The 12,485-nt window shown below is 70.9% G+C and carries 13 protein-coding genes; 5 read left to right on the forward strand and 8 right to left on the reverse strand.

All coding sequences use genetic code 11. From position 1 onward, the window contains the following. Positions 1 to 24: 24 nt before the first annotated feature. The 7 genes from ABD299_RS02960 to ABD299_RS02990 all read right to left on the reverse strand — a co-directional run bounded on the left by ABD299_RS02960 (position 25) and on the right by ABD299_RS02990 (position 6,665). A complete protein-coding gene (locus ABD299_RS02960) occupies positions 25 to 1,611 on the reverse strand; it encodes a hypothetical protein (RefSeq protein ID WP_344258588.1) in 1,587 nt (528 codons plus the stop codon). Further along, positions 1,612 to 2,631 (reverse strand): glycosyltransferase family 4 protein, encoded by a 1,020-nt coding sequence (locus ABD299_RS02965; RefSeq protein WP_344258590.1) that lies wholly within the window; start codon positions 2,629 to 2,631, stop codon positions 1,612 to 1,614. It lies immediately after the preceding gene. 11 nt (positions 2,632 to 2,642) lie between these two features. Continuing rightward, positions 2,643 to 3,191, reverse strand: a complete 549-nt coding sequence (locus tag ABD299_RS02970) for a P-loop NTPase family protein (protein WP_344258592.1) — start codon at positions 3,189 to 3,191, stop codon at positions 2,643 to 2,645. Then, entirely contained in the window at positions 3,188 to 4,279 is a 1,092-nt protein-coding gene (locus tag ABD299_RS02975; RefSeq protein ID WP_093839565.1) for a hypothetical protein, read from the reverse strand. The genes ABD299_RS02970 and ABD299_RS02975 overlap by 4 nt, the downstream gene beginning before the upstream one ends. After that, entirely contained in the window at positions 4,276 to 5,721 is a 1,446-nt protein-coding gene (locus ABD299_RS02980; RefSeq protein WP_344258596.1) for a protoporphyrinogen/coproporphyrinogen oxidase, read from the reverse strand. Before ABD299_RS02980 ends, ABD299_RS02975 begins: the two co-directional genes overlap by 4 nt. Positions 5,722 to 5,842: 121 nt before the next feature. Continuing rightward, on the reverse strand, positions 5,843 to 6,202 hold the full coding sequence (locus ABD299_RS02985; protein WP_344258598.1) for a hypothetical protein: 360 nt from the start codon (positions 6,200 to 6,202) through the stop codon (positions 5,843 to 5,845). Further along, a complete protein-coding gene (locus ABD299_RS02990) occupies positions 6,195 to 6,665 on the reverse strand; it encodes an ATP-binding protein (protein ID WP_344258601.1) in 471 nt (156 codons plus the stop codon). The genes ABD299_RS02985 and ABD299_RS02990 overlap by 8 nt, the downstream gene beginning before the upstream one ends. Before the next feature lie 220 nt (positions 6,666 to 6,885). Here ABD299_RS02990 and ABD299_RS02995 point away from each other — a divergent pair, with 220 nt between their 5' ends. The 5 genes from ABD299_RS02995 to ABD299_RS03015 all read left to right on the forward strand — a co-directional run bounded on the left by ABD299_RS02995 (position 6,886) and on the right by ABD299_RS03015 (position 10,876). Then, positions 6,886 to 7,734, forward strand: coding sequence for a helix-turn-helix domain-containing protein (locus ABD299_RS02995; RefSeq protein ID WP_425581238.1), 849 nt, complete (start codon positions 6,886 to 6,888; stop codon positions 7,732 to 7,734). Continuing rightward, entirely contained in the window at positions 7,731 to 7,949 is a 219-nt protein-coding gene (locus ABD299_RS03000; protein WP_344258603.1) for a DUF397 domain-containing protein, read from the forward strand. The genes ABD299_RS02995 and ABD299_RS03000 overlap by 4 nt, the downstream gene beginning before the upstream one ends. Before the next feature lie 1,086 nt (positions 7,950 to 9,035). Beyond that, positions 9,036 to 9,407, forward strand: a complete 372-nt coding sequence (locus tag ABD299_RS03005) for a hypothetical protein (protein ID WP_344258604.1) — start codon at positions 9,036 to 9,038, stop codon at positions 9,405 to 9,407. A 4-nt stretch (positions 9,408 to 9,411) separates the two neighbouring features. After that, positions 9,412 to 9,660 (forward strand): type II toxin-antitoxin system RelE family toxin, encoded by a 249-nt coding sequence (locus tag ABD299_RS03010; protein WP_093839572.1) that lies wholly within the window; start codon positions 9,412 to 9,414, stop codon positions 9,658 to 9,660. Positions 9,661 to 9,772: 112 nt separating this feature from the next. Next, positions 9,773 to 10,876 (forward strand): TniQ family protein, encoded by a 1,104-nt coding sequence (locus ABD299_RS03015; RefSeq protein WP_344258605.1) that lies wholly within the window; start codon positions 9,773 to 9,775, stop codon positions 10,874 to 10,876. 128 nt (positions 10,877 to 11,004) lie between these two features. Here ABD299_RS03015 and gabT read toward each other — a convergent pair whose 3' ends face one another. Then, positions 11,005 to 12,354 carry a 4-aminobutyrate--2-oxoglutarate transaminase gene (gene gabT, locus ABD299_RS03020; RefSeq protein ID WP_344258656.1) on the reverse strand — a complete coding sequence of 450 codons (1,350 nt, stop codon included), beginning with the start codon at positions 12,352 to 12,354 and terminating at the stop codon, positions 11,005 to 11,007. Between the last annotated feature and the right edge of the window lie 131 nt (positions 12,355 to 12,485).

Consider the following 12,485-nt stretch of genomic DNA (forward strand, 5'->3'; position numbering starts at 1 on the left):
AGTCGGCGTGCGGTGGATGTCGGGTCAGCGTTCAGTCTTGCCGAAACCGTGGGGCCGGCGGGCCATGCGACGGAAGATCATCCGCCAGGGCCCGGCCAGTCGGATGAACGGCTGGAGCGGGCTGGCCGCCACCAGCAGGGCCCGCCGTGCGGGGGAGAGTTCCGGCGGGCTCGGCGCGGCTGTGCCTGGCGGGTGCACGGTGCCATGCAGGGCCGGGGCCAGGGTCAGGAGCCGGGCGGTGAGAGCGGGGCCGTGCAGCAGTACCCCGGCAGCCGCCAGGGCAGTCCACCACGGCCCGGCCCAGGGGGAGGACAGAACTGCGGCGGCGGTCAGCGGGGCGCCGAGGAGCCAGGCGGCCTGGTCCGCGTATTCGCGGGCCACCAAAGCCCACTGGGAAGGGCGGGGCAGGCCGCGAGGGAGGTGAGTGATGGCCTTGAGATGGCGGTCGGGGCGGGCGGAGGCGGTGAAGGCCAGGGCGTGGAGGTTGGTGAGCCCGCCCGGGACGGTGTAGGGCTCGTCGAGCACGGTGGCGGAGCTGGGGGCGAGCGCGGCTCCGGCCAGGGAGAGGCGGTGGCCCGTGCCGAGGTCTTCCATCGGTTCGGGGAAACCGCCGACGGCGCGCAGGGCGGTGAGGTGGACGGCCATGCCGCAGCCGACCGCGTAGACCATAGGCCGCAGCCACACCTTCACCATCTCCGGGGCCCGCCAGACCGTCAGCTGCTGGTGGAGGCGGACGCGAGCCAGCTCGATGCCCAGCGACCGGCGCAGCTGGTAGATCCACTCCCCGGCCAGCAAGAGTCCACCAGGGCCGGAGGAGAAGCGGCGGCGGGCGGCCAGCGGCAGGCGCTGCTGCTGGATGAGGGCCGGGAACTGTCCGGTGCGCTCGCGGTGTGCCTGGGCGGTGTCGGCGAAGGCAGCCAGGGTATCCCTGTCGGGGACGGCGTCGGCGTCGTAGACGGCGACGAACGTGTGGTCCTCGTCCCGGTCCTGATCCCAGCCGAGCGGGCCGAGCACTGCGCCGATGCGGTCGAGGGCGAAGTTGAGCTGTCCGGCCTTCCGGCCGGGGGTGGCCGGCTGATGCAGGTGCACCAGCCGCAGCGAGCTCTCCGGAAGACGGGCGGTGGCGTCGGCCACGACCTGGGCGGTGGTGGCCTCGGCGTCGAACAGGCGGATCAGGAGGGCCAGCCGCTCCTTTGGCGGGGCGGCGTTGACGGCGTGGGCCACGGGCTCGCAGCGGGCGGCGGGAAACAGGCCACCCAGCCGCGCGGGCCGCAGCGGACGGGCCGCTGCCAGGTCCGGAAGGCGGGTTCGGGCTCGCTCCCGGGCAGTGCGTTCGCGCTCGGTGGTGATGACCACCACCGCGGCCCGTCCCTTCGGGTAGGGCAGGGCGGTGAACGCGGCGATCGTCTCCGGGGCGACGGCCTGTTCACGCAGCATCGGCAACAGCACCACCAGCCACGGCGCCTCCTCTCCGGCTTCAGCGCGGGAAGGGCGAGAGTTGCTCAGGAGCCAGCGGGCGCACAGCTCGGTGGCGGCCATCGCCCAGCAGGCGCGGGCCAGGAGCGCCACCAGCAGCGTGGGAACGGCGAGGGTGAACCACAGATCGGCCATTCAGTCCTCCGCGAGGAGTTGGTAAACGTGCCGGGTCTGGTCGGCGATGTGGGGCCAGGCGAAGTGCTCGGCACGGTCGCGGGCGGCAGCCCGCCGGATGGCGTGGGCGGAGCTTCCGGCCTCCGAGATCACCTTCTCTACCGCCTCGGTGGCCGCCGCCGGGTCGCCGGGCGGGACGAGGAGGCAGCCGGGGCCGATTCCGGCGTAAGTGGGGATGCCGCCGACGGCGGAGGCGACCACCGGGGTACCGCAGGCGAGGGCTTCTAGGAGGGCGTTGTTGGCGGTCGCACCGGTCAGCGGCAGCAGCACCACTGCCGCTCGCCGATACAGGCCGATCAGTTCCTCCTCGGTGATGCCCTGGAGGATGCGGGTGGCTGGCGGCCAGGACCGGGAGTCAGCCTGACGGGTGACCACGGTGAGTTCGACGTCGCGTCCGTAGCGGTGGTGGAGCCGGGCGTGGACGGCGTCCAGGACGTTCCAGTCCCGTAGCCACCAGCCCACGGTCAGCACCAGGGGCGGGCCTGCTGGTGGGGAGGGGGCGGGGGTGAAGGCGTGGGTGTCGATGCCGTGGGGCACCAGGTGCACGCGCTCGGGCGGCAGGTAGCGGGTGAAGAACTCGCGCTGGTAGGGGTCGAGGGTGATGACGCGATCGGCCCTGGGGGCGAGGTCCTTCCAGAGGTCGTGCGGGAGGAGCTGCTGGAGCTGGGCGGGCGGCTGGTGGTAGGTGACGGCCGTTGGGGCTGTGCGGCGGCGGGAGAACCAGAACTGCTCGTCCCCGTAGAGGACGTGGGCCGGGCCGCGGGCGGCGCGGATACGCCAGTCGGTGGCGAAGTGCTCGGGTGGGTAGAACGGCAGCGGGCACCGCCGGCCGATCGCCCGGTGGGCTGTAGCGGCGGCCCGCCGGGCCAGACGCCCGGCGGGCGGGGTGATCACGGGCTGGGCCTCGGGCAGGAAGGCCAGCAGGCGGTCGTAGCCGCCGTGGTCGGTGTGCCAGGGGACCCGGACGACGGAGGCGGTCACACGCATATCCGTCACCGCCCTTCTGCGGGGAGGAGATCAAGTGCCCGCAGGCGCGGGGCGATGGCCGCGGGCCGGTTCAGGCGCACCACCGGGGTTCCGCCCGCGCTGGGGATCAGGCGGGTGGCCCAGCGGGCGCGGTGGCGGCGGTGGTGGGCTGGGCCCCACCACAGGATCGAGTCGCGGGCCAGGAGGTGGCCGTAGGTTTCCCGGTTCCCGCCGAAGAGTTCCTCACCGGTTGCGGCCCGCCGCAGGGAGCGGCGCACCAGGCGGGGCAGGCAGATGCGTAAGGGCAGGTCGAGCCAGATCGTCAGCTCGGCGCGGTGAAGCAGTATCTCGGCGATGTCGCCGCCGTAGTTGCCGTCCGCGATCCACTCCTCCTGGGCGAGGGCCTGCCGGACTCGCGTGCGGAAGGCCGCGGCCGGGGCCGGGGTCCAGTTCGGTGTCCAGAAGAGGGCGTCGAGGTCGAGATGGGGCAGACCGGTGTGGGCGGCGATCGCCGCGGCGAGGGTGGACTTGCCTGCCGCGACCGGTCCCACGAGGGCGATCCGCCGGGGCGTCATGGCAGCCTCCTCGCGATGGCGTCGGCGACGCGTTCCAGTAGGTGTGGGGTGTGCACTCCAGCGGTCAGCGCCATCACCGGGGCGCGCGTGACCAGCCGGTCGATGAGAGCGCCGGCCCGGTGGCGCAGTTCCCCCACCGGGCGGGTGCGCCTGGCGAACCAGGGGGTCAGCCAGTCCTCGTCATCGGGGGTGCAGCAGACCGAAGCCAGCGCGGCTGTGGCCTCGGCGGCGGGAAAGCTGATCCTGATCTCGTGATCGTCGTTGGTGAGGCGGGGCAGGACGATCAGCCGCAACGGGGCCTCCTCCCGTACCCGGGCGCCGAAGGCGTGGGCGAAGTCCTGCGGGGTGCAGGAGACCTTGCGCGGGCTGCCGAACACTCCCGGCGGTCTCCGGTGCGGCGGCAGGCCGTAGCCGGGGCCGAGCGCGGCCAGGGTGCCGCCGGCGATGCGGACCGAGAGCGGGATGCCGACGACCGAGGCGGCGCCGCCAGTCACGGCGGCCCGGTCGGAGGCGATCAGGTCGGCCCGGCAGCGGGCGGCCAGCGCGGTGAGCACGGTGGTCTTGCCCGCGCCGGAAGGTCCGGCGACCAGCACGCCGTGACCGCCTACGGCCGCGGCCGAGGCGTGAAACAGGGCCCAGCCGCGGCTCTCCGCGCAGCGCATCGCGACTTCGCGGATCATCCGCAGCAGGTAGCGCTCACCGCGGTCGGCTCCGGCATCCAGCACGATGTGCAGCCGACCGCGCGCCTCGCGGGCGAACATGTGGTCGGCGGGCAGGCCCGAGCCGGGGGCGGGCCGCCACCAGGTCACCTCGCCTACCGCCTGCTGCACATACCTCTCCCCGCGGAACGGGGTGAGGGGCCGGGCGGGCAGAGGGGCCAGGCGCATCATGCGGTCGCGGAACAGCTCCTGGCTGTGGTGGACCCGGATCGTGGTGGGGCGTCCACAGGGGCAGGTGGGGGCCGGGGCCAACTCGGGGGAGAAGTTGAGCAGGTGGACCATCTGGTGGACCCGGAAGCCGGGGTCGGCCTTCACGGTGAACCCGTGCCCGGCGAACGGCACCACCCCGCAGGCGCTGGCCGCGCTCACAGGCCCGCCGCCTTCGCCGCCGGGGCGGATACGGCCGGCAGGGCGGTGAGTTCCTCGGGGGCGCCGGTGACCAGGCGGCGGGCGATGTCGATACCCATCTTCACCGCGTGGTCCATGTTCCCGATCTCGTACCGCCAACTCCCGAACCGGCCCCGGGGGAAGATGCCCCGCTCCTCCAGCCACGGCACTACCTGGGCCAGCACCGTGTCACGCTCGACGGTGGGCACCGGGTAGGCGTAGGGGATCATCTCCACATGCGCGCTGACGGCCTCCGCGCCGTCGGGGACGAGGCCGCAGCCGCGCAGCCCCCGCTCGCAGCAGCGGATCAGCTCGGCCACGTCGATCTGCGTGCCCGGCCGGAGAGCCGTTTCGGTCATCCACCCGCTGAACCGGTCGGTGGCGGCACCGGGGACGTTGGCCGGGGCGTACTTGGAGAAGTTCGTCGCCCGGTAGAAAGGCACGTCCGGTTGTGGGAAGTACAGCCAGGAGCGCTCGTCAGTGGTGGGGGAGGCGAAGCCCAGGCCGACCACGGCCACGGTCGTGTGGCGAAGCCTCCGGGCCGCTGCCCGCACACGGGTCGGTGCCCCGGTGGTCATCGCGGTCAGCTGGTCCAGCGGAGTGGTGGCCACCAGGTGCCGGTAGCCGATGCGCCGCCCGTCGCCAAGGACCACCCTCCGGGCGGCCTCGTCGATGGCCTGCACACGGGCACCGGTACGGACCCGGCCGCCGAGACGGGAGGCCAGGCGCTGCCAGATCGCGCCGGTGCCGCCACGGGCGGGGAAGGCGAAGGTGGCGTTCGGTCCCCACCGGCCGTCCGGCCGGGTGGTGCCGGAGAACGCGGCCAGGACCTCATCGGGGTCGATCGGGGCGACCCGCTCGGCTACCCAGCCGCTGGCCATGTCCTGAAGCGGCGTGGCCCACACCTTCGTGTTGTAGGGGGCGAAGAAGCGGTCCACCAGGGCAGCGCCGTAGGTGGCACCCAGCCAGCTGGCGAAGTCGGCGCCGGCCGGCAGCGAGGGCGGGCGGCGGGTGGCGTCCAGCAGGTCGCGCAGACAGGCGTGGGCGTCCGGCTCGGGCAGGTGGTGCAGGTGCTGCTGGAAGGGGTAGGGCACCCACCGGTCGCGGAAGCGGATGAACGACGAGCGGTCATGGTGCAGCAGCTCGCCCGGCGTGAACAGCTCGGCCAGCAGCCGGTCGAACTCCCCGAAGTGGGAGAACACCACGTGCCCGCCCAGGTCCCAGGTGAAACCGGCCGGGTCGGTGACCGAGGATGCCAAGCCGCCGCATGCGGCGGCGGCTTCCAGCAGGACCCAGTCGTGGTGGCCGAGGCGGGTCAGCTCGTCAGCGCAGGCCAGGCCGCAGGGTCCTCCGCCGAGGATCACGACGGAGCCGGGGCCGGACGCGGCAGAGGTAGACGCGGGCGTGGAACGAATGAGGGGCATGAAGCGTGCTCCCTTGACAACGGACGGTAACGACTGTGGTGTGCGCGCCCCCGGCGACCGGGAAGGAGCAGGGCCCTCGACTGAGTACCTCGCCCCTCACCGGCCCCGGGGGAGCGCTTGTTCAGGACGAAGCGGTGTCGTCCGGCGGGGACGGGCGGCGCCCGGCCCCGTACAGCAGCTCGCCGAGCGGCACAGTGCTGGCCGGGTCGGAAAGGGCCAGCACCGCCTGCTGAAGGCGCTGCGGGTCCGCGCCGAGGTGATCGACGGCGACCCGGGTGAGCTCGCGGGCCAGGCTGCTTTGCAGATACGCCTCCCACCGATGCTCGGTGACGGCGATGACCAGTGCTTCCAGGGAAGTGAAGACCTTGCGCCGCATGGTTTGCTTCGGCCCGGCACCAAAGGTCATCCACACCACGACCTCGCCGCTTTCCTCGCGGTACTCCACCCGGAACGGCATCGCGCTGGCGGAGGAGTCAGACACACCGGCCTCCTCGTGCGTAGGGCAGGTGGCACACGATCTGCTTCCCCAGCGGGGTAGCCACCACCCGCCAACCAGGCGCCAGGAGGTCCACCAGGCCAAGGCCCCGCCCGGACTCCGCCTCTGGATCATCCAGAGCGACATGGGCGGGCCGCGGCAACCGGTCGGCCTCGGGGTCGTGGACCCTCACCCACACTCCGGCGAGACCGGCCTCGATGTCGATGACCACCGGAACCCCGTCGCCGCACACCCGCACACAGTTCCCGATCAGCTCGGAAGCGACCAGCAGGACGTTCTCCCGCGTCTCCGCATCCGCCCCCGCCTCGCGAAGCGTCCGCGCCGCCAGCGCCCGCACCATCCGCAGCCGTTCGGCACTGGCGTTGATGTAGAGGGAGAAGCCCCCCGGCAGCGGCCTTAAGTAACCGTCGCTCACCGGGGCGGCCTGCTGTGGGGACAAGACGAACAAGACCGCCTCCAACCTGCGGCAACACCGGCCGCACAGCAGTGGGTCAAGTAGCCACCGGTACGGACACATTGGCCCTGCGTGGCTGCTTTCCCTCCGAGAGTGCCGCATTTCTCATCGAGGCCGCAAGGTTTCTACCCGTACGGGTGACGGAACTTCAGGATCGGGCTCGTATTGCTGCCTTGGGTAGTGCAAGACTGCGCATATGCCACACCAACCCTTGGTGCCGACGATCCGCCGCCGACGGCTGGGCACCACGCTCAGAAAGCTCCGCAACGACGCCGGGCTGACACTGGAGGAAGCAGCCGAAGCCATGGGCTGGCAGCCTCCGAAGCTGTCGAAGATCGAGAACGCCCGCCAGAAGATCCAGCCCGCCCAGGTCACCACCCTGCTCAAGGCGTACAAGATCACGGACGCCGAGGTGTTCACCGCACTGGAGAACCTGGCCCGCGACGCCGACAAGAAGGGCTGGTGGCAGACCTACAGCGGCGTCGTGTCCCCCTCCTACGCGGACTACATCTCACTGGAGGACGACGCCGAACGGATCTGTGAGTGGACCCCGCTGGTCATCCCCGGCCTCCTCCAGACCGCGAACTACGCCATGGAAACCATGGCCGGCACCACCCTCTCGCGCACCCCGCAGGAGATCACCGCTCTGGCCGAAGTCCGCCGGGCCCGCCAGGCCGTACTCTCCCGGCCCGACAAGCCGCTGGAATTCTGGGCGATCATCCACGAAGCCGCCCTCCACCAGCGGTTCGCTGTCCGGCCCGAGACCATGCGCGAACAGCTCCGCCGCCTGGCCGAGGCCGCGCAGCTGCCGAACGTCACCCTCCAGATCATGCCGCTGGACTCCACCGCCCACCCCGGAATCCTCGGCGGCTTCAGCCTGGTCAGCTTCCCCGGGCCAGCCCCCGACATCGTGCTGCTGGAGAACCTCAGCGGAGCCACTTACGTTGAAGGCGACGGCACGTCACCCTTCGCCCAGGCGGTAGAGCGCATCCGCGCCGCCGCCCTGCCGGTGGAGGACTCCCTTGCCCGCCTCTCGATACTGGAAGAAGGACACCGCACGTGAACGACGCACGGGCGCAGCTGCACGCCCACGACCTCACCGCAGCCCACTGGCGCAAGGCGAGTGCCAGCGGACCCGAACACAACTGCGTGGAGGTCACCGACCTCCCCAGCGGCATCGCCGTCCGCGACTCCAAAGACACCAGCCGCACCCCGCTGCGGTTCACCGCCGAGCGGTGGACCGACTTCCAGCAGGCCCTGACAACCGGGCTCCTCTGACTAGAAGACCGACTGGAGGACGGCGGCTGGCTTCCCCCGCCCATGACAGGGGAAAACAGCCGCCGCACCCCCTACCCCTACCCCACGGACACCTGTTCTTAAGAGTTGTCCCGTAACTCTGGAGACCGCTTGCCGGTGTCCGGTTCGACCCGCTTGGCCGGGATCCCATTGAGGCCACAAGTCCGGGCGCAACCGGACAAGCCGATCTACCTTCCGTGTCCTACTGGCCTATGCCCGGAGTTACGGGACAACGCTTAGCTCGCTCCCCCTGTCGGCTCACGACCGGCCGAGAGTCCCGGGTGACATCGCGGCCCGCGACTGCCCCTCCCCGCCAACTCCCCGGCAGAACCGCCGCCCCCCCCCAACGACCCCGGCGATCAGTCCAAGGGGCGAGCAAGCCCCGCTGGCGCCAGCTGAGTTGCACTCGCGGCACAAGCCGTGGCAGCATCACCGCCACAACCGCATACAGGCGCCATGCGGTGGGTGACGATCCACAAGGTCCCTCCTGCGGCGTACCACGTTCCACGCGTTGAGGTAGATAGCTCCACCAAATCCCTCCGCTTATCGCAGCACCTTCTAGGGCTTCTTCCCGTGCCGGTGAGGAGCCCCTTGCGCTCCCCTCATCCCGGTATTCCAGCCCCGGCTCCGGCCGGGGCTTTCTCAATGTCTCCGGAGGCCCAAAGTGACTGAGCTTGCGTCATCGCCGATCGGCGTGCCCTCCTACGTCGTCCTTGCCGTCCTCGCAGTGATCGTGGTTCTGCTCGCAGTCGTCGCCACGCTCTCCTGCACGGTGGTGGCGAAAGCCCGCCCTCAAGACCTACCTCATGTCCTCCAGAGCCTGGGACAGGTGCTGGAAGCCCTGAGTCTCTTCCTCCCTTGGGGTCATAGGGCGAGGGCCGGGTCCAAAGAGCCCGCCGACCGCCGTCGACCGGGTCGCCGGTACCGGCATTGACAGGAAGAGTGTCGGGTTCACCTGCCACCACCGCCCCAAAAACCAAGCCCGATGCCCGCTCCGCCGCGGCAGCCTGCTTCGGGCAGGCCAGGCGCCCTTGCCGGTCGCCTGCGTGCTGTGCGACGGTTGCGCGCATGGACCCCGCACAGTTCGACGGTCATGTTCGCCAGGGGCCGGTGGACACCCTCTCCCTCGCGGACGCGGCGCGGCAGCTGGACGCGATCGCGCGCTACGTTGCCCAGACCCGGGACGACCTCGCCCAGCGCGAGAAGGACGGCGACCCGCCGGCCCTTGACGCTGAGAAGGCACTGGCCTTCGCTCACGAGGCCAAGGCACTGTCGCTCACTGACGCCACCGGCGAGACCGTCGCAGTCATCGTTTCCCCGGCCGTCCTCGAAGTCCTGGAAGACGCCCTCGGACTGCTCCAAGGAGAACTGGACCGGCAGCGCGGCACCGCCGCCCCGGTGACCACCGAGGAACTGCGGGGCAAACTGAAGGGCGGATGACCTCATGAGCCAGGTCATATGGGAGCGGGCCGCGAAGAACGCCCTGACCCGGTACACCAAGGACGACCCGGCCGGGGTCGACCAGGTCCTGGACAGCGTCAACCTCCTGCCGCGCGACCCCCGCCCCTCCGGTGCACTGGACTGCGGCGGAGGCAAGTACCGCATCCACGTCGGCCGCTACCGCGTCTGGTACACCATCCGACAGAACAAGCCCGTCGTGATCGCCATCGACCTCGTCGGCCGCGTGCGATGACCCGCACTTCCGCACCACCCGCATGCCGCCGGGGCGTCCTCACCCAGCGCCAGTGAATACCCGGCGGAGCAACCTCCGCATCCTCACCACTGGCCGGAAGCGGCCACGCCGGATGCCCAGTGTCCCCGTGCCCTTCCCCGGCGAGTCCCTCGCCAGCTGGGTGGACGCCATCGCCTTGCACACCGAGATCCCCCGGAAGACTCTGCTGCGCGACTACTGGGGCCTGCCACACGGACCGGCCCACTTCCCTCACGGCATGCCCGATGGGCTGAGCGACGACGACCGCGAGCGCATCGCCGCAGCCACTGGTGTACCGACTGAGGACCTCGCCGGCATGCAGCTCGACCGCTACACCGACCAGCCCATCCCAGCGCTTCCCTACAGCCACGACGACGCATGGGAAGCAGAGGCCAGGCGTCACCTCAACAACATCCTGATCATCCCTCAATGCTCACGGTGGTGCCCACACTGCCTGAAGGCCAACGGCGGCCGATGGCTGCTGCGCTGGCGCCTCGCCTGGTCCTTCGCCTGCGTTGAGCACCAGGTCTTCCTGTGCGGGCACTGCCCCTCCTGCGGCGACACTCAAGGTCATCGCGGACAGCCGCAAGCCCGCCTGCGATGCCCTCGCATCCCCTCGCAGCGCCGCTCCAGTAGCTGGAAGCACCGCTGTGGGCACCCGCTCACCGAGACCACCGCCACACCCGTCACCGATCCACGCCTGCTGGAGATCCAGCAGAGCATCCACCACAGCCTCGGCGACGGCCTGCGCCCCGCCGCGCGATCGATCCGGCTGCTGTTCTATCACCCGCTCACGATGCACCTCATCGACCGGTTCCAGTCCCCGGAGATGTTCCACGAAGCTGATCCCGCACTCCGGACCGCTAACAACGGGTCACGGAACCGCCGGTCGTCGGCCTACCGCAGTGATGTCGACCCGCTGGTGTCTGCCAGCGCTCTCTACCTCGCGGACCAGCTCATCGCCTCCCCCGACCGGGCCTCCCGGGCGAACGCCTTCGCGGACCTCGCTCATGCCCGCTGGCTCAGGGAGCAGGAGAGGGGAGTGCAGTACTTCGGCTATATGGGGGACGTACCCATGGAGTTTCCGCGCAGCGTACGGGACGTCCCGCCCTGGGTGACTGAGCCCTTGCACGCGCAGGGACTCCTCGCAGAGCGAACCCCAGCGGTGGCACCACCGCTGGGGTTCCGCGTTCAGTAACCTACCGTGACCAAGCTGGGCAGCCATGGCCTCACCACGGCTGGCACTGAAATCTCAGGTGCGCTACTGAAGAACTCACTGAAAAGAATTTTGCGCTACTGAAATCTTCAGCGTCGCCCTACAGCGGGTCACAGCGTGGACAGGGCGTCCTCCAGGATGTCCAGGCCCTCGCCCAGCAGGTCCTCGCCGATCACCAGGGGCGGCAGGAAGCGCATGACGTTGCCGTAGGTGCCGGTGGTCAGGACGAGCAGGCCCTGCCCGTGGCAGGCCTTGGCCAGGGCGGCGGTGGCCTGCGGCGCCGGCTCCTTCGTGCCCGGTTCGACGAGTTCGATGGCGAGCATCGCGCCGCGCCCCCGGACCTCACCGATCACCGGGAACCGCTCCGCCATCGCCCGCAGCCGGGGCTTCATGATCTCCTCGATGCGCCGGGCCCGGGCCGCCAGGTCCATCTCCCGCATGGTCTCGATGGCCCCCAGGGCCCCCGCGCAGGCGACCGGGTTTCCGCCGTAGGTGCCGCCGAGGCCGCCCATGTGCGCCGCGTCCATCAGCTCGGCCCGGCCGGTGACCGCGGCCAGCGGCAGTCCGCCGGCGATGCCCTTCGCGGTGGTGATCAGATCGGGGACGATGCCCTCGTCCTCACAGGCGAACCACTGGCCGGTGCGGCAGAAGCCCGACTGGATCTCGTCCGCGATGAACACGATGCCGTTGTCCTTCGCGAACTGCGCGATCCGGGGCAGGAAGCCGCGGGCCGGCTCGATGAACCCGCCCTCGCCCAGCAGCGGCTCGATCAGGATCGCCGCGGTGTTCTGTGCCCCCACCTGCTTGCCGATCTGGTCGATCACCTGCGCGGCGGCCTCCTCCGCGCAGTTCTCCGGGCCGGTCAGCCAGCGGAACGGGTAGGCCACCGGCATGCGGTAGATCTCCGGGGCGAAGGGCCCGAAGCCGTGCTTGTACGGCATGCTCTTGGAGGTCAGGGCCATCGTGAGGTTGGTGCGGCCGTGGTAGCCGTGGTCGAAGACCACCACCGCCTGCCGCTTGGTGGCGTAGCGGGCGATCTTCACCGCGTTCTCCACCGCCTCGGCGCCGGAGTTGAACAGCGCCGACTTCTTCGGGTGGTCGCCCGGGGTGAGGCGGGCCAGCTCCTCGCAGACCTCCACGTAGCCCTCGTACGGCGTCACCATCGCGCAGGTGTGGGTGAACTGCGCCAGCTGCGCCGAGGCGCGGCGCACCACGGCCTCGGCGCTGTTGCCCACGGACGTCACCGCGATGCCGGAGCCGAAGTCGATCAGGGCGTTGCCGTCGACGTCCTCGACGATGCCGCCGCCGGCCCGGCGGGCGAAGACGGGCATGACCGTCCCCACGCCCTCGGCCACCGCCGCCCGCTTGCGGGCCATCAGCTCCTGGGACTTCGGCCCGGGGATGGCGGTGACGAGACGGCGCTCCTGGGGGAGGGACGGCCCTCCGGGCAGATCGGTCATCATGGTCATGGCGGTGCTCCTCGGCACGAAGGGGATGCTTCCTGGCTCTGCCTGGCAGGCTAGAGTCCCGGAGCACGCCCCGGCATGCACCGCCACGGAGCAGTCGCCGTGTCGTCCTGTACATCCCGGCC

The organism is Streptomyces sodiiphilus (assembly GCF_039529215.1).
GTDB lineage: Bacteria > Actinomycetota > Actinomycetes > Streptomycetales > Streptomycetaceae > Streptomyces > Streptomyces sodiiphilus.

Bases quoted from the DNA above. Each gene is read 5' to 3' on its own strand.
- ABD299_RS02960 (WP_344258588.1), bottom strand. From the start codon at position 1,611: ATGGCCGATCTGTGGTTCACCCTCGCCGTTCCCACGCTGCTGGTGGCG.
- ABD299_RS03010 (WP_093839572.1), top strand. From the start codon at position 9,412: ATGAGCCAGGTCATATGGGAGCGGGCCGCGAAGAACGCCCTGACCCGG.
- ABD299_RS02970 (WP_344258592.1), bottom strand. From the start codon at position 3,191: ATGACGCCCCGGCGGATCGCCCTCGTGGGACCGGTCGCGGCAGGCAAG.
- ABD299_RS02980 (WP_344258596.1), bottom strand. From the start codon at position 5,721: ATGCCCCTCATTCGTTCCACGCCCGCGTCTACCTCTGCCGCGTCCGGC.
- ABD299_RS03015 (WP_344258605.1), top strand. From the start codon at position 9,773: ATGCCCAGTGTCCCCGTGCCCTTCCCCGGCGAGTCCCTCGCCAGCTGG.
- gabT (WP_344258656.1), bottom strand. From the start codon at position 12,354: ATGACCGATCTGCCCGGAGGGCCGTCCCTCCCCCAGGAGCGCCGTCTC.
- ABD299_RS03005 (WP_344258604.1), top strand. From the start codon at position 9,036: ATGGACCCCGCACAGTTCGACGGTCATGTTCGCCAGGGGCCGGTGGAC.